The organism is Pseudomonas sp. PA-5-4B (genome assembly GCF_021606215.1).
Classification (GTDB): Bacteria; Pseudomonadota; Gammaproteobacteria; order Pseudomonadales; family Pseudomonadaceae; genus Aquipseudomonas; species Aquipseudomonas edaphica.
This window is the reverse complement of the sequence record NZ_WKDB01000046.1, coordinates 1-20,690: the sequence shown is the minus strand read 5'-3', so window position 1 is coordinate 20,690 and position 20,690 is coordinate 1. Positions and strand designations below refer to the sequence as shown.

General features: G+C 60.7%; 22 protein-coding genes. 14 read left to right on the top strand and 8 right to left on the bottom strand.

From position 1 onward, the window contains the following. Window positions 1-6 precede the first annotated feature (6 nt). Window positions 7-816: a tryptophan synthase subunit alpha gene (trpA, locus tag GIW28_RS21060; protein WP_017137924.1), complete on the bottom strand. Its 810-nt coding sequence runs from the start codon at window positions 814-816 to the stop codon at window positions 7-9. Then, complete coding sequence (gene trpB, locus GIW28_RS21055; RefSeq protein ID WP_170040613.1) at window positions 816-2,057, bottom strand: tryptophan synthase subunit beta; 1,242 nt, start codon at window positions 2,055-2,057, stop codon at window positions 816-818. The genes trpA and trpB overlap by 1 nt, the downstream gene beginning before the upstream one ends. 109 nt (window positions 2,058-2,166) lie before the next feature. Between trpB and GIW28_RS21050 the strand changes: the two genes are divergently transcribed. Continuing rightward, complete coding sequence (locus GIW28_RS21050) at window positions 2,167-3,063, top strand: LysR family transcriptional regulator (protein WP_099550179.1); 897 nt, start codon at window positions 2,167-2,169, stop codon at window positions 3,061-3,063. Here the strand turns inward: GIW28_RS21050 and GIW28_RS21045 are convergent. Next, window positions 3,060-3,386, bottom strand: coding sequence for a DUF883 family protein (locus GIW28_RS21045; RefSeq protein WP_003187304.1), 327 nt, complete (start codon window positions 3,384-3,386; stop codon window positions 3,060-3,062). The genes GIW28_RS21050 and GIW28_RS21045 overlap by 4 nt on opposite strands. Before the next feature lie 155 nt (window positions 3,387-3,541). Here GIW28_RS21045 and GIW28_RS21040 point away from each other — a divergent pair, with 155 nt between their 5' ends. Both GIW28_RS21040 and GIW28_RS21035 read left to right on the top strand, forming a co-directional pair. Further along, a complete protein-coding gene (locus GIW28_RS21040; RefSeq protein WP_016969657.1) occupies window positions 3,542-3,757 on the top strand; it encodes a dodecin in 216 nt (71 codons plus the stop codon). Window positions 3,758-3,872: 115 nt separating this feature from the next. Further along, window positions 3,873-4,097: a DUF1161 domain-containing protein gene (locus GIW28_RS21035; RefSeq protein ID WP_017137921.1), complete on the top strand. Its 225-nt coding sequence runs from the start codon at window positions 3,873-3,875 to the stop codon at window positions 4,095-4,097. A gap of 149 nt (window positions 4,098-4,246) precedes the next feature. On the opposite strand, the gene GIW28_RS21030 is transcribed toward GIW28_RS21035, so the two are convergent. After that, complete coding sequence (locus GIW28_RS21030; protein WP_099550178.1) at window positions 4,247-5,248, bottom strand: LLM class flavin-dependent oxidoreductase; 1,002 nt, start codon at window positions 5,246-5,248, stop codon at window positions 4,247-4,249. A gap of 216 nt (window positions 5,249-5,464) precedes the next feature. Here GIW28_RS21030 and GIW28_RS21025 point away from each other — a divergent pair, with 216 nt between their 5' ends. Further along, complete coding sequence (locus tag GIW28_RS21025) at window positions 5,465-5,893, top strand: OsmC family protein (RefSeq protein WP_017137919.1); 429 nt, start codon at window positions 5,465-5,467, stop codon at window positions 5,891-5,893. Window positions 5,894-6,403: 510 nt separating this feature from the next. Further along, window positions 6,404-6,643: a DUF1161 domain-containing protein gene (locus GIW28_RS21020; RefSeq protein ID WP_017137918.1), complete on the top strand. Its 240-nt coding sequence runs from the start codon at window positions 6,404-6,406 to the stop codon at window positions 6,641-6,643. Here the strand turns inward: GIW28_RS21020 and GIW28_RS21015 are convergent, their stop codons facing one another. Beyond that, window positions 6,644-7,066 carry a PA0061/PA0062 family lipoprotein gene (locus GIW28_RS21015; protein ID WP_017137917.1) on the bottom strand — a complete coding sequence of 141 codons (423 nt, stop codon included), beginning with the start codon at window positions 7,064-7,066 and terminating at the stop codon, window positions 6,644-6,646. It lies immediately after the preceding gene. Window positions 7,067-7,209: 143 nt separating this feature from the next. On the opposite strand from GIW28_RS21015, the gene GIW28_RS21010 reads away from it, so the two are divergent. Then, complete coding sequence (locus GIW28_RS21010; RefSeq protein WP_177034740.1) at window positions 7,210-8,253, top strand: aminopeptidase; 1,044 nt, start codon at window positions 7,210-7,212, stop codon at window positions 8,251-8,253. Window positions 8,254-8,338: 85 nt separating this feature from the next. Here the strand turns inward: GIW28_RS21010 and GIW28_RS21005 are convergent, their stop codons facing one another. Beyond that, entirely contained in the window at window positions 8,339-8,998 is a 660-nt protein-coding gene (locus GIW28_RS21005; RefSeq protein WP_017137915.1) for an HAD family hydrolase, read from the bottom strand. After that, the gene (locus GIW28_RS21000; RefSeq protein WP_236447616.1) at window positions 8,995-9,537 is read right to left on the bottom strand and encodes a gamma carbonic anhydrase family protein; all 543 of its coding nucleotides are present in this window, start codon (window positions 9,535-9,537) and stop codon (window positions 8,995-8,997) included. Before GIW28_RS21000 ends, GIW28_RS21005 begins: the two co-directional genes overlap by 4 nt. 101 nt (window positions 9,538-9,638) lie before the next feature. Between GIW28_RS21000 and prlC the strand changes: the two genes are divergently transcribed. Together prlC and GIW28_RS20990 are read left to right on the top strand one after the other, a co-directional pair. Then, the gene (gene prlC, locus GIW28_RS20995) at window positions 9,639-11,690 is read left to right on the top strand and encodes an oligopeptidase A (RefSeq protein ID WP_017137913.1); all 2,052 of its coding nucleotides are present in this window, start codon (window positions 9,639-9,641) and stop codon (window positions 11,688-11,690) included. Then, the gene (locus GIW28_RS20990; RefSeq protein ID WP_017137912.1) at window positions 11,687-11,962 is read left to right on the top strand and encodes a YheV family putative zinc ribbon protein; all 276 of its coding nucleotides are present in this window, start codon (window positions 11,687-11,689) and stop codon (window positions 11,960-11,962) included. Before prlC ends, GIW28_RS20990 begins: the two co-directional genes overlap by 4 nt. A 146-nt stretch (window positions 11,963-12,108) precedes the next feature. Here GIW28_RS20990 and GIW28_RS20985 read toward each other — a convergent pair whose 3' ends face one another. Next, the gene (locus tag GIW28_RS20985; protein ID WP_236447615.1) at window positions 12,109-12,765 is read right to left on the bottom strand and encodes a dual specificity protein phosphatase family protein; all 657 of its coding nucleotides are present in this window, start codon (window positions 12,763-12,765) and stop codon (window positions 12,109-12,111) included. Between the two features lie 274 nt (window positions 12,766-13,039). On the opposite strand from GIW28_RS20985, the gene GIW28_RS20980 reads away from it, so the two are divergent. From GIW28_RS20980 to GIW28_RS20955, 6 genes are all read left to right on the top strand, one after another. Next, window positions 13,040-13,792: a gluconate 2-dehydrogenase subunit 3 family protein gene (locus tag GIW28_RS20980; RefSeq protein WP_056860988.1), complete on the top strand. Its 753-nt coding sequence runs from the start codon at window positions 13,040-13,042 to the stop codon at window positions 13,790-13,792. A gap of 2 nt (window positions 13,793-13,794) precedes the next feature. Further along, on the top strand, window positions 13,795-15,579 hold the full coding sequence (locus GIW28_RS20975) for a GMC family oxidoreductase (protein ID WP_017137909.1): 1,785 nt from the start codon (window positions 13,795-13,797) through the stop codon (window positions 15,577-15,579). Window positions 15,580-15,591: 12 nt separating this feature from the next. Then, the gene (locus GIW28_RS20970) at window positions 15,592-16,890 is read left to right on the top strand and encodes a cytochrome c (protein WP_236447614.1); all 1,299 of its coding nucleotides are present in this window, start codon (window positions 15,592-15,594) and stop codon (window positions 16,888-16,890) included. An 81-nt stretch (window positions 16,891-16,971) separates the two neighbouring features. Continuing rightward, the gene (locus GIW28_RS20965) at window positions 16,972-18,030 is read left to right on the top strand and encodes a PA0069 family radical SAM protein (RefSeq protein WP_099550169.1); all 1,059 of its coding nucleotides are present in this window, start codon (window positions 16,972-16,974) and stop codon (window positions 18,028-18,030) included. A 227-nt stretch (window positions 18,031-18,257) separates the two neighbouring features. Further along, window positions 18,258-18,989, top strand: a complete 732-nt coding sequence (locus GIW28_RS20960) for a carbonic anhydrase (RefSeq protein WP_017137905.1) — start codon at window positions 18,258-18,260, stop codon at window positions 18,987-18,989. An 85-nt stretch (window positions 18,990-19,074) separates the two neighbouring features. After that, complete coding sequence (locus tag GIW28_RS20955; RefSeq protein ID WP_099550168.1) at window positions 19,075-20,616, top strand: SulP family inorganic anion transporter; 1,542 nt, start codon at window positions 19,075-19,077, stop codon at window positions 20,614-20,616. Window positions 20,617-20,690: the final 74 nt, after the last annotated feature.

Below are 20,690 nucleotides of genomic sequence, written 5' to 3'. Positions count from 1 at the left end.
CGCCGCTTACGTACGGGCGTTACGGACACCTTCCGACAGCGCCGCGCAGAGGCTCAATACGCCATCAATTGCTTGCTGATCATTTTTCGCATTGGCGATGTGATCGATCAGCGCCGAACCGACCACCACACCGTCTGCCAGACGGGCGATAGCGGCGGCTTGTTCCGGTGTGCGAATACCAAAGCCGATGCTGATCGGCAGGTCGGTATGCCGACGCAGGCGCGTTACCGCTTCCTCGACGTGTTCCAGGGTGGCGGCGCCGGCACCGGTCACACCGGCCACCGACACGTAATACACAAAGCCTGAGCTGCCGTTAAGCACGGTCGGCAGGCGCACGTCATCAGTGGTCGGCGTGGTCAGGCGGATAAAGTCGATGCCTGCCGCCTGGGCCGGGTCGCACAGCTCGCCGTTATGCTCGGGCGGCATGTCGACCACGATCAGGCCGTCGACACCGGCTTCTTTGGCGTCAGCGATAAACGTGGGCACGCCGTATTTGTGGATCGGGTTGAAGTAACCCATCAGCACCAGTGGCGTGTCCTGGTTGTCTTTGCGGAACTCGCGAACCATCTGCAGGGTTTTCAGCAGGTTCTGTTTGGCTTCCAACGCACGGATGTTGGCGAGTTGAATCGCCGGGCCGTCGGCCATCGGGTCGGTGAAGGGCATGCCCAGCTCGATCACGTCGGCACCGGCGGCGGGCAAGCCCTTGAGGATCGCCAGCGAGGTGTCATAACCCGGGTCGCCGGCGGTGACGAAAGTCACCAGGGCGGCGCGGTTTTGTTCTTTCAGTTGCGCAAAACGGGTTTGCAGGCGGCTCATCAGTGTTTCTCCTGCTTTGACTGCTCTTGTTGAGAGTGTTCCATATGGTGCATCACGGTCTGCATGTCTTTGTCGCCACGGCCCGACAGGTTGACCACCATCAGGTGATCTTTCGGCAAGGTCGGTGCGCGCTTGAATACTTCAGCCAGGGCATGGGCGCTTTCCAGTGCAGGAATAATCCCTTCCAGGCGGCAGCATTTGTGGAAGGCTTCGAGGGCTTCGTCGTCGGTCACCGAGGTGTACTGAACACGGCCGATATCATGCAACCAGGCGTGTTCAGGGCCGATACCTGGGTAGTCGAGGCCGGCGGAAATCGAGTGGGCGTCGATGATCTGGCCGTCGTCGTCCTGCAACAGGAAGGTGCGGTTGCCGTGCAGCACGCCCGGTACACCGCCGTTGAGGCTGGCGGCGTGCTTGCCGGTTTCGATGCCGTGGCCGGCGGCTTCAACGCCGATGATTTCGACGCTGGTGTCATCCAGGAACGGGTGGAACAGGCCCATGGCGTTGGAACCACCGCCGATGCATGCCACCAGGCTGTCCGGCAGGCGGCCTTCCTGGGCTTGCAGCTGGTCGCGGGTTTCCTTGCCGATCACGGCCTGGAAATCGCGCACCATCGCCGGGTACGGGTGGGGGCCGGCCACGGTGCCGATCAGGTAGAAGGTGCTGTCGACGTTGGTCACCCAGTCACGCAGGGCTTCGTTCATCGCGTCTTTAAGGGTGCCGGTGCCGGCGACCACCGGGATCACTTCTGCGCCCAGCAGCTTCATACGGAACACGTTGGCCTGCTGGCGCTCGATGTCGGTGGTGCCCATGTAGATCACGCAATCGAGGCCAAAGCGCGCCGCCACGGTGGCGGTGGCCACGCCGTGCATGCCGGCGCCGGTCTCGGCGATGATGCGTTTTTTGCCCATGCGCCGCGCCAGCAGGATCTGGCCGATGCAGTTGTTAATCTTGTGCGCGCCGGTGTGGTTGAGCTCTTCACGCTTGAGGTAGATCTTGGCGCCGCCACAGAACTCGGTCAGGCGCTCGGCGAAGTACAGCGGGCTTGGGCGCCCGACGTAGTCGCGTTGGAAGTAGGCCAATTCTTCGTTAAAGGCCGGATCGATCTTGGCCGCTTCGTATTCGCGGGCCAGGTCGAGGATCAATGGCATCAGGGTTTCAGCGACGTAGCGGCCGCCGAACGTGCCAAACAGGCCGTTGGCGTCGGGGCCGTTGCGAAGGTCGGTCTGGGACTGAGTCATGGGGCGCTCCAGGAAAGAAGGTGAGGAGAGGCAATGACGGCCACTCTACCCCTGACGCGCCAGGCTGAAAACCGATAAGATCGCCACAACCTGTCAGGAAAACTCACAGATGAGCCGAGACCTACCGCCCCTCAATGCCCTGCGTGCGTTTGAGGCCACCGCCCGCTTGAACAGCGTCAGTCAGGCAGCCGAGCAACTGCATGTGACCCATGGCGCGGTCAGTCGCCAGTTGAAGGTGCTGGAAGAGCACTTGGGTGTCAGCCTGTTCGCCAAAGACGGGCGCGGCCTTAAACTCACAGATGCAGGCGTTCGGCTCAGGGATGCCAGTGCCGAAGCGTTCGAGCGTTTAAGGGATGTTTGCGCCGAACTGACCCAGGCCAGCGCCGATGCGCCTTTTGTGCTCGGCTGCTCGGGCAGCTTGCTGGCGCGCTGGCTGATTCCGCGCCTGGGCCGCTTGAACGCAGACTTGCCCGACTTGCGTCTGCACCTGTCGGCGGGTGACGGCGACCTCGACCCACGGCGCCCCGGCCTGGATGCCCTGCTGGTTTTTGCTGAGCCGCCATGGCCAGCGGACATGCAGGTGTATGAGTTGGCCAGCGAGCGCATTGGCCCGGTAATGAGCCCGCGCTTCGCCGGTTACGAACGCCTGCGCCAGGCGCCGCCCCACGCCCTGTGCGGTGAAGCCTTGTTACACACCACCTCGCGCCCGCAGGCCTGGCCCATCTGGGCGCAGCAACATGACATCGAGCCCGGCGCGTTGAAGCACGGCCAGGGTTTTGAGCATTTGTATTATTTGCTGGAGGCGGCGGTGGCGGGTTTGGGTGTGGCAATTGCGCCCGAACCGCTGGTGGCAGAGGACCTGCGAGCGGGTCGCCTGGTGGCGCCGTGGGGTTTCAGTGAAACCCCGGCGCACCTGGCGTTGTGGCTACCCAAGCGCGCCGCAGACGGGCGCGCGGGTCAGTTGGCGCAGTGGCTCAAGGCTGAGCTGTTGCGCCAGCCAGTTTAGTCACCGCGTTTGCACAGCAGGTAAGCCGCCAGCAGGCCCAGCGCGCCAACGGCAACGCCGGCGGTAGTCCATGGGTGCTCTTGTGCGTAGTCACGGGTTGCCGCGCTGGTTTCGCGGATTTTGACTTTGCTTTCTTCGTAGGCATCGCTGATCAAGTGGCGGGAGTGCTTGAGGGCATTCTCGGCATTGCTTTTCAGGGCCTTCAGCGTTTTGCGCGACTCATCGGACGCATCGTCCTTGAGGCTCTCAAGGGACTTGAGCAGGCTCGAAATCTCGGCTTCCATGCTTTCCAGCGACGCTTTGCGTAAAGAAGTGTTGGCCATGTGGAACTCTCCTGAAGTGATTGAGTGGCATGTGTAGATACCGACTCCACGGTTTTCAGAAAGTGCAGTAAATCTGAACTTTCGAGTGGCATTGGTCGCCAGAAGCAGTACGAAGATTCACTGCTACGCTCACTAGAGACCTCAGGAGAAACGTTATGTCTGATCATCACACCTACAAGAAAGTCGAACTGGTCGGCTCCTCGACCACCAGCATCGAAGACGCCATCAACAACGCCATCGCTGAAGCGCACAAGAGCATCAAGCACCTGGAGTGGTTCGAAGTGACCGAAACACGCGGCCATATCAAGGACGGCAAGGCCGCGCACTTCCAGGTCACGCTCAAGGTGGGATTCCGAATTGCCAGTAGTTGATCCCATGAGTTGAACTTGCTGACTGGCCGATTGCCATAACCTGCGCTACAACCATTGGGTGCCGGCGCCATAAGCGTCGGCACGCACTTTTCGATCAGCGCAAGGAAAGTAACGGATGAAGAAGTTCCTGTTAGCGGTAGGTTTGTTGAGCATTGCGGGCACTGCCCTGGCGGCGGGCAAGCCTTGTGAAGAGCTGAAAGGTGAGCTCGCGGCGAAGCTCGACGCTAAAGGTGTTCAGCATTATTCGCTGGATGTTGTCGACAAAGGCGCGGCGGCCGATGGCAAAGTGATTGGCAGCTGCGAAGGCGGCACCAAGGAAATCGTCTACAAGCGCGGTTAATCCCGTGCAGACATGAAACGACGCACTTGTGGCGAGGGAGCTTGCTCCCGCTGAGTGCGCAGCGCTCCCTTTCTTTTGGGGCCGCTACGCAGCCCAGCGGGAGCAAGCTCCCTAGCCACAGGTGCGTCTTTTTTTTCGCCTGCGGGTAATCAGCCCTTCATCACCTGCGCCAGCAGCTCGTAGGAATGAATCCGGTCGGCATGCTCATACAGGTCGCTGGTAAAGATCAGCTCATCGGCGCCGGTTTGCTCGATCAACACTTCCAACTTCGCACGGATCTTCGCTGGGCTACCGACCATGGCCAGGCCAAGGAAGCTGCCCACCGCGTCTTTTTCATGGGGCAGCCACAGGCCGTCCATGGTTTTCACCGGCGGGCGTTGCACCAGGCTTTGCCCGCGCATCAGCGCCAGGATGCGTTGGTACACGGAAGTGGCCAGGTAGTCGGCCTGCTCGTCGGTATCGGCGGCCACCAAGGGAATGCCAAGCATCACGTAGGGCTTGTCCAGCACGGCTGAAGGCTTGAAGTGATTGCGGTACACGCGAATCGCCTCGTGCATCAAGCGGGGTGCGAAATGGGAGGCGAAGGCGTAGGGCAAACCACGCTCACCGGCCAATTGCGCGCTGAACAGGCTCGAACCAAGCAGCCAAACGGGCACGTTGGTGCCGGTACCGGGTACGGCGATGATCCGTTGGTCGGGCGTGCGTGGCCCAAGGAAAGCCATCAGTTCGGCCACATCTTCCGGAAACTCGTCAGCACTGCCGGAGCGTTCACGGCGCAGGGCGCGGGCGGTCATCTGGTCGGAACCAGGCGCGCGGCCCAGGCCCAGGTCGATGCGGCCGGGGTACAGGCTTTCCAGGGTGCCGAACTGTTCGGCAATCACCAACGGCGCGTGGTTGGGCAGCATCACGCCGCCGGAACCGACGCGAATCGTCGAGGTGCCACCGGCCAAATAACCCAGCAACACCGAAGTGGCCGAGCTGGCGATGCCGTCCATATTGTGGTGTTCAGCCACCCAGAAACGGTTGTAGCCGAACTTTTCCACGTGCTGGGCCAGGTCCAGCGAGTTGCGCAATGACTGCGCGATGCTGCCGTTGGCGCGCACGGGCACGAGGTCGAGGGTCGAGAACTTCACGTCGGACAGCGATTTCATAAGCCTGCTTCTCCATTAGGTGCGCAGGCTTATAGACGAACCAAAACCTGCCGCTTCATGTGCATGCTCTATGCAATGAGGGCATATACCCGAGATTCAATAGCAACTGCGAAATTTCCTACTAAATCGCTAGGTTTCTCCGACAAGATGAACTTTGCCGGGCCGTCTATCCTCAGAACCCTTACTGACGCAAAACCACCGTTCGAGGAGAGAGCTATGAGTATTGTTAAAAAAGCATCCGCGCATTGGGAAGGTGATCTGAAGACGGGCCTGGGTTCCATCTCCACGGAAACTGGCGTGCTGCGCGAAGCACCCTATGGCTTCAAGGCCCGTTTCGAAGGCGGCAAGGGCACCAACCCTGAAGAGTTGATCGGCGCGGCCCACGCTGGCTGTTTCTCCATGGCATTTTCCATGATTCTGGGCGATGCCGGCCTTAAGGCTGACAGCATCGACACTCAGGCTGAAGTGACCCTGGACCAGGTGGATGGCGGTTTTGCGATTACCGCCGTGCATTTGGTCTTGAAAGCCAAGATCCCCGGCGCAAGCCAGGCGCAGTTCGAGGAACTGAGCAAAAAGGCGAAGGAAGGCTGCCCAGTGTCGAAAGTGCTGAACGCAAAAATCAGCCTGGATGCCACGCTGGTCTAACTGACACAGCAAGATCCCCTGTGGGAGCGGGCTTGTGTGGGAGCCGGGCTTGCCCGCGATAGGTTCACCTCGGTTATCCAGTTGTATCGAGGCGTTGCCATCGCAGGCAAGCCAGCTCCCACAGTTTGTTGTGCGTTAAATCAGAACTCGCGTTTAGATCGTTCCCACGCTCCCGCGTGGGAATGCAGCCCGTGACGCTCTGCGTCACACCTGCGCAGAACTTGAATGCTGTGGGCGGGACGCGGAGCGTCCCAGGCGGCATTCCCACGCAGAGCGTGGGAACGATCTGATCCCCTGTGGGAGCGGGCTTGTGTGGGAGCCGGGCTTGCCCGCGATAGGTTCACCTCGGTTATCCAGCTGTATCGAGGCGTTGCCATCGCAGGCAAGCCAGCTCCCACAAAGGCCCGTTCCCATAGTTTGTTGTGCGTTAAATCAGAACTCGCGTTTCCAAAATGTGGTCGAATAGCCTAGGCGCACACCCGTGCGCAGTGCATTCAGGGAGCTTCACACATGAAACGTTTTGCCTTGGCGATCATTTGCGGTGTATTGGCCACTTCGGCCGTGGCCGCGCCAAAAGATTGTGAAGAGCTCAAGCAAGAGATCGAGGTAAAGATCCAGGCCAAGGCGATTCCGTCTTACACCCTTGAAATCATCACCGCCGAAGAAGCCAAGAATCATGACAGCGCCATGATCGTCGGCTCCTGTGAAAACGGCACCAAGCGCATCATCTATCAGAAGAATAGCGACTGATCAGATGCAATTAACGCTGCGCTCCTCCGCCAACAGCTGACGCGCCGCGTTGTACAGCCGGATGTTGGGCGTAAAGGCCAGCGAGCGCCCCTCCAGCACATAGCGTTGGCCTGCCTGGAAGTTGTCGTATTGCAGGGTCATGAAGCAGGTTCGGTCATGGGTCTGGTCCAGGCCGCCAAAGCCCGCCCCGGTGTTCACTTCGAAATCAAAGCGCACCATCAGCTCATGGCTGCCGGGTGGCACCTGGAAGAAACGCCCGTCGTTGAGGTTCTTGCCGTCCAGGCGCTGGGCCATCACCAGTTTGGCGCCGGGTGTCGGCGTGGCGAAATCGATCCAGGCCTGGTGCGGGTCGACCGGCGGGATTGGGGTCGAAGCGCAGGCGCTGAGAAACAAGGCGGTGACGGGGAGCAAGAGCTGGCGCATGGCGGGCACTCAACGGTGGGTAAGAATTCAACCTGGCAGCCTGTGGCAACAGACGCTGTATCAGTATAAACACGCCACGGCATGGAAAAATTCCGTGCAGGCAGGATAGTCTGGCGGGCCAATAACCCAGGAGCGGTCGGTGCATGGTCAGGCGTTTTCTTCCAGGGTTGATGGTGCTGCTGCTCAGCGGCTGTTCCAGTGTGAGTTATTACAGCCAGTTGGCCAGCGGCCAGTGGCAGTTACTGCGGGCTCGGGAGCCGGTTGCCGAGGTTATCGCCGACCCTGCTCGCCCGCAGGCGTTGCGCGACCACCTGATGCAATCGCAAAAGGCCCGCACCTTTGCCAGTGAGCACCTGCACCTGCCTGACAACCAGAGTTACCGCCTGTACGCCGACATTGGCCGGCCTTACGTGGTCTGGAATGTGTTCGCCACGCAGGAGTTTTCGCTGTCGCCTGAAACCCACTGCTTCCCTATCGCTGGGTGCGTGGCCTATCGCGGCTATTACAGCCAGGGCGCAGCACGCGGCGAAGCGGCGCTATTGCAGCAACAAGGCATGGATGTGTCGATGGGCGGCGTCGAAGCCTATTCCACCCTGGGCTGGTTCAACGACCCGATCATGAGTTCGATGATGCATTGGGGGGATGAGCGCCTGGCCACGCTGATCTTCCACGAGCTGGCGCACCAACGCTTTTATGTGAAGGACGACACCGAGTTCAACGAGTCCTATGCCAACTTCGTCGAGCAGGAAGGCACCCGTCAATGGCGTGCGGCGCGGGGCTTGGCGCCGCTGAGCAATGCGGCGTTGCAGCAGCGCGACCAATTTATCCGGCTGGTGCTCGATACCCGCAAACGCCTGGAGGCGTTGTACGCACAGCCCTTGGCGGCGGATGTGATGCGCCAGGCCAAGGCGGCAGAGTTCGAGCGCCTGCGCAGTGAGTACCGGCACATGCGCGACAGCCAATGGGGCGGTGACAAGCGTTATGACGCGTGGATCAACCAGCCGATGAACAATGCGCGGTTATTGCCGTTCGGGCTGTATGACCAGTGGGTGCCGGCGTTTGCGGCGTTGTTTGCGCAGCAAGGCGGGGATTGGGTGAAGTTCTTTGCGGCGGTGGAGAAGCTGGGTGGGTTGCCGGTGGAGCAGCGTAAGGCGGCGTTGCGGCAGTTGGAAGGTGGTGGCCGGTAGGGCCTCATCGCAGGCAAGCCAGCTCCCACATTTGACTGCGTTCACAATTCAAACTGTGGGAGCTGGCTTGCCTGCGATAGCGGTCTCAGCCGCGCTGCAAAAACGCCTGATGCATCTGCTCCAGCGTCTCAAAATGCAAGGTCGGCGCCTCGGCATTCAGTTCTTCAAAACTGCCAAACCCATAACCCACCGCCGCCGAATCCAACCCATTGCTGCGCGCCCCGATCAAGTCATGCTTGCGATCACCAATCATCAGGGTAGTCGCCGGGTCCAAACCCTCTTCGTTCATCAGGTGCGCAATCAGCTCAACCTTGTTGGTGCGCGTGCCATCCAGTTCGCTGCCGTAGATCACTTTGAAGTGCTTGGCAAAATCAAAATGCCGGGCAATCTCACGGGCAAACACCCACGGTTTGGATGTGGCGACATACAGCTGGCGGCCCTGGCCGTTCAGCTCCTCAAGCAACGGCATCACGCCATCGAATACGCGGTTTTCATACAGGCCGGTGAGCTTGAAGCGTTCGCGATAAAAATTCACCGCTTCCCAGGCTTTGGCCTCATCGAAGTCATAGAACTGCATAAAGGCTTGCAGCAACGGCGGGCCGATAAAGTGTTCCAGCTTGGTCAGGTCCGGCTCGTCGATACCGAGCTTGCCGAGGGCGTACTGGATCGAGCGGGTGATGCCTTCACGCGGATCGGTCAGGGTGCCGTCCAGGTCGAACAGCACGGTTTGGTATTGCTGGGTCATTGATCGAATCCTTCAGCCAGGTGCAGGTCTTTGAGCTTCACGTAGTTCGCGGCGCTGTAGGTGAAGAAGGCACGCTCTTTGTCAGTCAGTGGGCGGATCTGTTTAACCGGGCTGCCCACGTACAAAAAACCACTCTCAAGTTTCTTGCCGGGCGGCACCAGGCTGCCGGCGCCGATGATCACATCGTCTTCGACCACCGCGCCGTCCATCACGATGCTGCCCATGCCGATCAGAATGCGATTGCCGACCGTGCAGCCGTGCAGCATGACTTTGTGGGCGATGGTCACATCATCGCCGATCAGCAGCGGGAAACCGTCCGGGTTGAACGGCCCGGCATGGGTGATATGCAGCACACAGCCGTCCTGCACACTGGTGCGCGCACCGATGCGGATGCGGTGCATGTCGCCGCGAATCACCGTCAATGGCCAAACCGAGCTGTCGGTGCCGATTTCGACATCGCCGATCACCACCGCCGAAATATCGACAAAAGCCCCGGCGCCCAGGATTGGCGTGTGGTTCTGATAGGTGCGAAGGGTCACGATAGCCTCTCTCTTATAGGTTGATAGCTGCGGTGGGTGTTGATTGTAATTAAGATGGCCCCATCTTTGTCTTATCAGTTTCTTCAGCCAAGGTGCCCACCGTGAGCGCGAACAACCCACTTTTGCAGTCCTACGACCTGCCGCCGTTCTCGGCGATCCGTGCCGAGCACGTGCAGCCGGCCATTGAACAGATCCTCGCCGATAACCGCGTTGCCATCGAAGGCATCCTGCAAAGCCAGGGTAAAAACCCTACGTGGGCCGGTCTGGTTCTGGCCATGGACGAACTGAATGACCGCCTGGGCGCCGCCTGGAGCCCCGTCAGCCACCTCAACGCCGTGTGTAACAGCGCCGAACTGCGCGAAGCCTACGAGGCGTGCCTGCCGGCATTGAGCGCCTATTCCACCGAGATGGGCCAGAACCGCGAACTGTTCCAGGCCTTCGAAGCCCTGGCCAACAGCCCGGAAGCCGCCGGTTTCGATGTGGCGCAAAAAACCATTCTGGAACATTCACTGCGCGACTTCCGCCTGTCGGGTATCGATTTACCGCCAGAGCAGCAAAAACGTTACGCCGAAGTGCAGAGCAAACTGTCTGAGCTGGGCAGCAAGTTTTCGAACCAATTGCTGGACGCCACCCAGGCGTGGACCAAGCACGTCACCGACGAAGCCACCCTCGCCGGCCTGACCGACTCGGCCAAGGCGCAAATGGCCGCCGCCGCCCAGGCTAAAGGCCTCGATGGCTGGCTGATCACCCTCGAATTCCCAAGCTACTACGCGGTAATGACCTACGCCCAGGACCGCGCCCTGCGTGAAGAAGTCTATGCGGCCTACTGCACCCGTGCGTCAGACCAAGGCCCGAATGCCGGTAAGAACGATAATGGCCCGGTGATGGAGCAGATCCTCGACCTGCGTCAGGAACTGGCCAAACTGTTGGGCTACGCGTCGTTCTCCGAGCTGAGCCTGGCGACCAAAATGGCCGAGTCCAGCGACCAGGTGCTGAGCTTCCTGCGCGACTTGGCCAAGCGCAGCAAACCCTTTGCCGCGCAGGACCTGCAACAGCTCAAGGCGTACGCCGCCGAACAAGGTTGCGCCGACCTGCAAAGCTGGGACAGCGGTTTCTACGGCGAAAAACTCCGTGAGCAGCGTTACAGCGTGTCCCAGGAAGCCCTGCGCGCCTACTTCCCGATCGACAAAGTGCTGAGCGGCCTGTTCGCCATCGTGCAGCGCCTGTACGGCATCGAGATCGCCGAGCAAAAAGGCTTCGACACCTGGCACCCGGATGTTCGCCTGTTTGAAATCAAGGAAAACGGCCAGCACGTCGGCCGCTTCTTCTTCGACCTGTACGCCCGCGCCAACAAGCGTGGCGGTGCCTGGATGGACGGTGCGCGCGATCGCCGCCGTACTGTCGACGGTGTGCTGCAAAGCCCGGTGGCGAACCTGGTGTGCAACTTCACCCCGGCCGACAGCGGCAAGCCTGCCCTGCTGACCCACGATGAAGTGACTACGCTGTTCCACGAATTCGGCCACGGCCTGCACCACCTGCTGACCCGCGTTGAACACGCGGGCGTGTCCGGCATCAACGGCGTGGCCTGGGATGCGGTGGAGCTGCCGAGCCAGTTCATGGAGAACTGGTGCTGGGAGCCGGAGGGCCTGGCACTGATCTCCGGCCACTACGAAAGCGGCGAGCCGCTGCCTCAGGACCTGCTGGAAAAAATGCTCGCGGCGAAGAACTTCCAGTCTGGCCTGATGATGGTGCGCCAGTTGGAATTCTCGTTGTTCGACTTCGAACTGCACGCAACCCACGGCGATGGCCGCACGGTGGCTCAGGTGCTTGAAGGCGTGCGCGATGAGGTCTCGGTGATGCGTCCACCAGCCTACAATCGCTTCCCCAACAGCTTTGCGCACATCTTCGCTGGCGGTTATGCCGCGGGTTACTACAGCTACAAGTGGGCCGAAGTGCTGTCTGCCGACGCCTTCTCCAAGTTTGAAGAAGACGGCGTGCTCAATGCCGAAACCGGCCGGGCATTCCGTGAAGCGATCCTGGCGCGCGGTGGCTCCCAGGCGCCGATGGTGCTGTTCGTCGACTTCCGCGGACGTGCACCGTCGATTGACGCACTCTTGCGCCACAGCGGCCTGAGTGAGGACGCAGCAGCATGAGTGATGGGCCTGTGGTGACCAAGAAGCAATTTATCGCCGGGGCGGTCTGCCCGGCGTGCGAAGAGTTGGACAAGTTGAAAATGTGGACCGAAGACGATGTGCCGCACCGCGAATGTGTGGCCTGCGGCTATTCGGACACGCTGAATGAACAAGGCAATTCGGTGCCCAAGGAATTGGGCACGCGGGTCAATACGTCGGCGTTGAAAGCGCCCGCGGACCCGAAGGTGCAGGCGGTGCAGTTTTTCCCTAATCCCAAGCTGAAAAAGGACTGATACCCGACGCCTGCTTCTGCTTGGGGCGGGCTTTTTGTGGGAGTCGGGCTTGCCCGCGATGCAGGCACCGTGGTGTGTCATTCACACCGCGTTGAAGCTATCGCAGGCAAGCCAGCTCCCACAGCCAGCTCCCACAGAAAGGCGCGCTACAGTTGCCCTTCGGCCTTGTCTGTCGTGGTGATCCAGCTTTTTACCGAGCACAGTGCAAAGGCACTGGTGCTGCAGTCGCCATTGGCCAACGCGGTGCGCAACTTGTCGATATCCGCCTTCATCATGTAGCGAACGCCGTCTTTAAAGCCGTTACTTGAACCAAAGCCGCCCAGCGTCATCTCGTTCAGCGCATCCTCTTTGCTCCAACCCTGAATCACCACCCGATACATCGCCGCCATCAGGCCAGTGCGATCGGAGCCGTGCTTGCAGTGCATCAGCACCGAGCCATGGGTTTCGGCTTCCTGGATGGCCCGGAGTGCCGCCAGCACGTCGGCATCGTCGACATGGTTGGTGCGATAGGTCAGCTGCACCTGTTTGATATCAGATGTCTTCAGCCAGGGCGCATCAGATTCCGGCAGGAAGTTGATCACCGTGCCGATCTTCAGATTTTGCAGCACAGGCAGCGCAGTGCTGTCCGGCAATGCACTGCGATACAGCGTGGGCGTCATCTGGTGCAGGTTGAATTGGTCGCCCACAGGCTGTGCCCACTCAGGCGAGCGGATAGACGTAGCCTCGTCGGCCTGGGCCTGCAGTGTGGTGAACAGTGCCATGAACGCCAGGCCAAGGGCGGGCAACAATCGAATCGTGAACATGCGTGTTGAGACCGAATGGGATAGGGCTGATGGGCTACAGATTCGCCTGCGAGGGGTCAATGCCGTGTGAGGTGGCCGTCAAAGAATCGTGAATCCGCCCATCTGATCCGTTGTTTTTCGCGCTGAATCGATTTCTCTTAATGCTTAGGCTGCTATCATTTGTAACTATTGATTGCCAGTGTGTGCTATCTCTTTGGATCCAATGCCCTGGCAAACCATCACGCCGCTCCCAGAAGCGGTGGATAAACCCGTGACCACATGATGAGGTGCACCTATGTCTGATCAAGATCAGGACAACCCGCGGCGTGACTTTTTACGCAAATCCTTGACCTTGATCCCGGTGGTCACGGTTGCCAGCACTGGCCTTGGCGGCTCGATGTTGATGGCCACACCGGAGCCGGTGCAGGCCGCTCCCGCCAAAACGCCCGTCAGCGACAAAGCCTACGAGCCAAGCTACTTCACGGCTGAAGAGTGGGCGTTTATCAACGCCGCCGTCGCCCGCCTGATCCCAGCGGATGCCCAAGGCCCAGGCGCCCTGGAAGCCGGCGCGCCGGAATACATCGACCGCCAGATGAACACGCCGTATGCCGCTGGCGCGTTGTGGTTCATGCAAGGTCCGTTCAACGCCGATGCGGCGCCAGAGATGGGCTGGCAGAGCAAACTGGTGCCCAAAGACATCTATCGCCTGGGCATTGCCGCCACGGATGCGTGGTCGAAGGCGTTCAATGGTAAAGCTTTTGCTGCGCAAGACAGCGCTACCCAGGATGACATGCTGCGGCGTATGGAAGCGGGCGGCGGCGAGATGACCGCGCATTTCGAGGCAGTGCCGGCGAAGATGTTTTTCAACCTGTTGCTGCAAAACACCAAGGAAGGCTTCTTCTGCGACCCGATCCACGGTGGCAACAAAGGCATGGTCGGCTGGACCATGATCGGCTTCCCCGGCGCCCGCGCCGATTTCATGGACTGGGTTGAACGCAACGAGCAATACCCCTTCCCGGCTGTTTCCATTCGCGGCGAGAGGGCATAAACGTGGCGACCATCATGAAGAAAGTGGACGCGGTGATCGTGGGTTTCGGCTGGACCGGCGCGATCATGGCCAAGGAACTGACGGAAGCTGGCCTCAACGTGGTAGCGCTGGAGCGCGGCCCGATGCAGGACACCTACCCGGACGGCAACTATCCCCAGGTCATCGACGAACTGACCTACAGCGTGCGTAAAAAACTCTTTCAGGACATCTCCAAGGAGACGGTGACCATTCGCCATAGCGTGAATGACGTTGCCCTGCCCAACCGTCAGTTGGGTGCGTTCTTGCCGGGCAATGGCGTGGGTGGTGCGGGCCTGCACTGGTCGGGCGTGCATTTTCGCGTCGACCCTATCGAGTTGCGCATGCGCAGCCACTATGAAGAGCGCTACGGCAAGAACTTCATCCCCAAGGACATGACCATCCAGGACTTCGGCGTGAGCTATGAAGAGCTGGAGCCGTTTTTCGACTACGCCGAAAAAGTCTTCGGCACCTCCGGCCAAGCCTGGACCGTAAAAGGCCAGTTGGTGGGTGAAGGTCGTGGCGGCAACCCGTATGCGCCGGACCGCTCCAACCCGTTCCCGCTGGAATCGCAGAAAAACACCGTGTCTGCGCAGTTGTTTCAGAAAGCGGCTACCGACGTCGGCTACAAACCCTACAACCTGCCATCGGCCAATACGTCGGGGCCGTACACCAACCCCTACGGCGCGCAGATGGGGCCGTGCAACTTCTGCGGTTTCTGCAGTGGCTACGTGTGCTACATGTACTCCAAGGCCTCGCCGAACGTAAACATCCTGCCGGCGCTGCGTCAGGTGCCGAACTTTGAGCTGCGGGCCAATTCCCACGTGCTCAAGGTCAACCTCGACAGCACCAAGAGCAAGGCCACCGGCGTGACCTATATCGACGCCCAGGGCCGCGAATGCGAGCAGCCGGCGGACCTGGTGATCATCGCCTCCTTCCAGTTCAACAACGTGCGCCTCATGTTGCTCTCGGGCATCGGCAAACCTTACGACCCTATTACCAATGAGGGCGTGGTGGGCCGCAACTTTGCCTACCAGAACATGGGCACCATCAAGGCCTTCTTCGACAAGGACACCCACACCAACAACTTCATCGGTGCCGGCGGCAATGGCGTGGCCATCGATGACTTCAACGCGGACAACTTCGACCACGGCCCGCACGGCTTTGTGGGCGGCTCGCCGATGTGGGTCAACCAGGCCGGCAGCCGGCCGATTGCCGGTACGTCCAACCCGCCGGGCACGCCGGCGTGGGGCAGCGCCTGGAAGCGCGCCACCGCCGACTACTACACCCACCAAGTGTCGATGGACTCCCATGGTGCGCATCAATCCTACCGGAGCAACTACCTGGATCTGGACCCGGTTTACCGCGACTCCTACGGCCTGCCGCTGCTGCGGATGACGTTCGACTGGCAGGAAAACGACATCAAGATGAACCGCTTCATGATGGAGAAAATGGGCAAGGTCGCCGCGGCGATGAACCCCAAGGCCATTGCTGTGCTGGGCAAAAAAGTCGGTGAGCAATTCAACACCGCGTCCTACCAGACCACCCACCTCAATGGCGGCGCGATCATGGGTACCGACCCGAAAACCAGTGCGTTGAACCGTTACCTGCAAAGCTGGGATGTACACAACGTGTTTGTTCCGGGTGCATCGGCTTTCCCACAAGGCCTGGGCTACAACCCGACCGGCCTGGTGGCAGCGCTGGCCTATTGGTCGGCGCGAGCGATCCGCGAGCAGTACCTGAAAAACCCCGGCCCACTGGTTCAGGCATAAGGAGCGATGACCATGAAAGCACTTGTTATCGCCAGTTTTGCCCTGTTCAGCAGCTGCTCGGTGAGCGCTGCCGAAACTGATTTGGTCAAGCAGGGCGAATACCTGGCCCGTGCCGGTGACTGCGTGGCCTGCCACACCGCCAAGGGTGGCAAACCCTTCGCCGGTGGGCTGCCGATGGAAACCCCGATCGGCGTGATCTATTCCACCAACATCACCCCGGACAAAACCGGCCTGGGCGACTACAGCTTCGAAGACTTCGACAAGGCCGTGCGCCATGGCGTCGCCAAGAACGGTAGTACGCTTTACCCGGCGATGCCGTATCCGTCCTACGCGCGTGTCAGCGACAGTGACATGCAGGCGTTGTATGCGTATTTCATGAAGGGCGTGGAGCCCGTCGCCCAGGAGAACAAGGACAGCGATATTCCCTGGCCCTTGAGCATGCGTTGGCCGTTGGCGGCGTGGCGCTGGATGTTCGCGCCGGCGGTCGAGGCGCATCAGGCGCAAGCCGCCACCGACCCGGTGGTCGCTCGCGGTGCCTATCTGGTTGAAGGCCTCGGCCACTGCGGCGCCTGCCATACACCGCGTGCCCTGACCATGCAGGAAAAAGCCCTCAGCGCGACTGACGGCAACGCGTTCCTGTCTGGCAGTGCGCCGCTGGAAGGCTGGATCGCGAAAAGCCTGCGCGGCGACCACAAGGACGGCCTTGGCAGTTGGAGCGAGGAGCAACTGGTGCAATTCCTCAAGACTGGCCGCAGTGACCGCAGCGCAGTGTTTGGTGGCATGAGTGACGTGGTCGTACACAGCATGCAGTACATGTCCCAGGACGACCTCACCGCGATCGCCCGCTACCTCAAGAGCCTGCCGGCGGTGGATCCTGAAGACCAGCCGCATCAGTACGACAAGCAGGTGGCCGAGGCGCTGTGGAAAGGTGACGACAGCAAGCCGGGCGCGTCGGTGTATATCGACAACTGCGCGGCGTGCCACCGTACCGACGGCCATGGCTACACGCGGGTGTTCCCGGCGCTGGCGGGTAACCCGGTGTTGCAGACGGCGGACGCCACCTCGTTGATCAACATCGTGTTGAACGGCGGCACCTTGCCAGCCACCCACACGGCGCCGTCGACTTTCACCATGCCGGCGTTCGCGTGGCGCCTGTCGGACCAGGAAGTCGCGGATGTGGTCAGTTTCGTCCGTGGCAGCTGGGGCAATAAAGGCGCGCCAGTCAAAGCCAGTGACGTGGCAGACCTGCGCAAGAGCGATATGCGCACCACATCGGGTGACGATTTGGGGCAGGTAACGCAAAAGCACTGATCTTGCCCTGGCCGCCAAACGGCACTGGTCAGAAACCTCGCGCCTCGATACTGTATATAAAAACAGTATCGAGGCGTTTTCATGACTACTGCGCTGCCGCCCCGTGGCCGGGGCACGGCCACTAACCTGCACAACCGCTTTGCGCCGACCGTCAGCGTGGCCGAAGACGACGGCTGGTTCCAGGAAGTGCCGCCGACCCAGGGCACCGAAGTGCGTATCGAAACGGCCAAGAGCATCATCACCCGCAACAACTCGCCGGATTTGCCGTTCGACCGCTCCATCAACCCCTATCGCGGCTGCGAGCATGGCTGCATCTACTGCTATGCGCGGCCCAGCCACGCCTATTGGGACATGTCGCCAGGGCTGGATTTCGAAACCAAACTGATTGCCAAGACCAACGCCGCCGACGTGCTGGAGCAACAGCTGTCGAAGCCAGGTTATGTCTGCGCACCGATCAACCTGGGCTCCAATACCGACCCGTACCAGCCTATCGAACGCGACTACACAATCACCCGGCAAACCCTCGAAGTGCTGCTGCGCTATCGGCACCCGGTAACCATCATCACCAAGGGTTCGCTGATCTTGCGCGACCTCGACCTGCTCACCGAGTTGGCGCGTCAGCGGCTGGTGGCGGTAATGATCAGCCTCACCAGCCTGGACGACGAACTCAAGCGTATCCTGGAGCCGCGCACGGCGGCGCCCAAGGCGCGGTTACGGGCGATTCGGGTGATGCGCGAGGCGGGTATCCCGGTGGGCGTGCTGTGCTCGCCAATGATCCCGATGATCAACGACAGCGAGCTGGAAAGCCTGCTGACCGAGGCCCACGCTGCCGGTGCGCAGAGCGCCGCCTACATGATGTTGCGCTTGCCCTTGGAAGTGGCGCCACTGTTCGAGGAGTGGCTGGCGGCGCATTACCCGCAGCGCGCGGCCCATGTGATGAGCCTGGTGCGCCAGGTGCGCGGTGGTGAGGTGTACGACAGCCGCTTCGGTGTGCGCATGCGTGGCGAGGGGCCGTTTGCTGATTTGTTGGCGCAGCGTTTCAACAAAGCGATCAAGCGGCTGGGGCTGAATCGACGGGAAGGGTTTAATCTGGATTGCACGGCGTTTTGCCCGCCGGGCAGGCAGATGGCATTGTTGTAAACTGAAGAGAACGAAGGCGCCATTGCTGTGGAAATAGTCGCGTTTTGATATCACTGAAACCCTCGTTCTAGAGCGGTTCATTCAGTTTGAGTTAAGTTTCGCCGGTTACCTTGTTCAGCGAGTGACTGGTGAGTCGACGCCTTGGTTTGTTTAGTTTTTCAACTTTTCCGATAGCCAGACGTCGAACTGACCTGAACACTCCCCTGCATTAATAAAGAGGATGAATCATGAGTGACAAGGATAAACAGCCGTTGGCTGCGTCGGCTTCAGCCACTCAGGTGGCGGAGTCTGCCGATGCAGCGTTAAAGCACATCGTTGACGGCTTTTTGCATTTCCATCACGACGTCTTCCCGCAGCAGGAAGAACTTTTCAAGAAACTCGCCACGGCCCAGAGCCCACGGGCGATGTTTATTACGTGCGCCGATTCGCGCATCGTCCCCGAGCTGATCACCCAAAGTTCCCCCGGCGATTTGTTCGTGACGCGTAACGTCGGCAACGTGGTGCCGCCCTACGGCCAGATGAACGGCGGGGTTTCCACCGCCATCGAGTACGCGGTACTCGCCCTGGGCGTACAGCACATCATCGTGTGCGGGCACTCCGATTGCGGCGCCATGCGCGCGGTACTCAACCCCGACAGCCTGGAAAAGATGCCGACGGTACGGGCCTGGTTGCGTCACGCCGAAGTCGCCAAGTCCATGGTCGAAGACAATTGCGACTGCGCCAACGAAGGCGAGAGCATGAAGGTGCTGACCGAAGAAAACGTCATCGCCCAATTGCAGCATTTGCGTACCCACCCTTCCGTGGCTTCGCGCATGGCCAATGGTCATTTGTTTATCCATGGTTGGATCTACAACATCGAGACCAGCGAAATCCGCGCTTACGATGCGGACCAGGCGGCATTCAGACCGCTGAACGGCACCGAGCCGATTCCTTGCGCGACGCCTAGAGCGCGCTTCTAAAACACTTCCCTGCCGGGTCAAGCGGTGGCTGCCATGGACGCAGCCAGGCTTTACCGCGCCCGGCGAATCCCTCGGGAGAGCCATCATGCGTGCTGCTCAATTGAAAGCTGTATTGCCACGGGAGCTGCTGGCCTCGGTGGTTGTGTTTCTGGTCGCCCTGCCCTTGTGCATGGGCATTGCGATTGCGTCCGGCATGCCGCCGGCCAAGGGGCTGATCACCGGGATAATCGGTGGCCTGGTAGTGGGTTGGCTGGCGGGCTCGCCACTGCAGGTCAGTGGCCCGGCGGCGGGGCTGGCGGTGTTGGTGTTCGAGTTGGTGCGCCAGCACGGGATGATGATGCTCGGGCCGATTCTGTTGCTGGCGGGTTTCCTGCAACTGGTGGCCGGGCGTTTGCGCCTGGGCTGTTGGTTCCGGGTCACGGCGCCGGCGGTGGTGTACGGCATGTTGGCGGGTATCGGCGTATTGATTGTGCTGTCGCAGGTGCATGTGATGCTCGACGGCGCGCCTAAACCTTCGGGGTTGGATAACCTGGCGGGCTTCCCGGCGGCCATGGCCGACGCGATCCCGACGCTGGGCGGCGGTCTTGGTTGGCAGGCTGGTTTGCTGGGTCTGTCGACCATGCTGGTGATGTACTGCTGGGATAAATTCCGACCGCAAACATTGCGCTTCGTACCGGGCGCGTTGTTGGGTGTGGGCCTGGCGACGGTGACCAGCCTGGTGCTGGCGTTGCAGGTCAAGCGCGTGGAGGTGCCGGAAAACCTCGCCGACGCCATCGACTGGCTCCGCCCCAGCGACCTGCTGAACCTGGCCGATCCGCAACTGCTGATCGCCGCCTTCGCCGTGGCGTTTATTGCCAGCGCCGAAACCCTGCTTTCTGCGGCAGCGGTCGATCGAATGCACAGCGGCCAGCGCTCCGATTTCGACAAGGAATTGTCAGCTCAAGGCGTGGGCAACATGCTCTGTGGTTTGGTTGGCGCCTTGCCGATGACCGGCGTGATCGTGCGCAGCTCGGCCAACGTGCAGGCCGGCGCTACTACGCGTCTGTCGGCGATGTTCCATGGTGTGTGGCTGCTGGGCTTTGTGTTGCTGCTGTCGAGCGTGCTGCAAAGCATTCCGGTGGCGAGTTTGGCGGGCGTGCTGGTGTACACCGGGATCAAGCTGGTGGACGTCAAAGCCTTTCGCGCGCTGGGCCGTTATGGGCGGATGCCGATGTTTACCTACGCCGCTACGGCACTGGCAATCATCTTCACCGACCTGCTGACCGGCGTATTGGTGGGCTTTGGGCTCACGTTGCTGAAGCTCGCGTTTAAAGCTTCGCGATTGAAAGTCAGCCTGATCGATTTGCCCCAGGACGGTGAGATGGAGCTGCGATTGACCGGTGCCGCGACCTTCCTGAAAGTGCCTGCGCTGACTCAGGTGCTGTCGACGGTGCCTGCGGGGACCACCTTGCATGTGCCGCTGAGCAACCTGAGCTACATCGACCATTCGTGTCTGGAGTTGCTGGAAGAATGGGGCCGGGCCAATGCGGCCAAGGGCTCGACGCTGGTGATCGAGGCGCGGGGGTTGAAGCGTAGGCTCGAAGGCCGAGTGCGGACGACGGTGGGGATAGGTTCGGCGCCCGTCTGAACACCACAAAAATTGTGGGAGCCGGGCTTGCCCGCGATGGCGGTGGGTCAGCCAGCTAATGTGCTGACTGACAC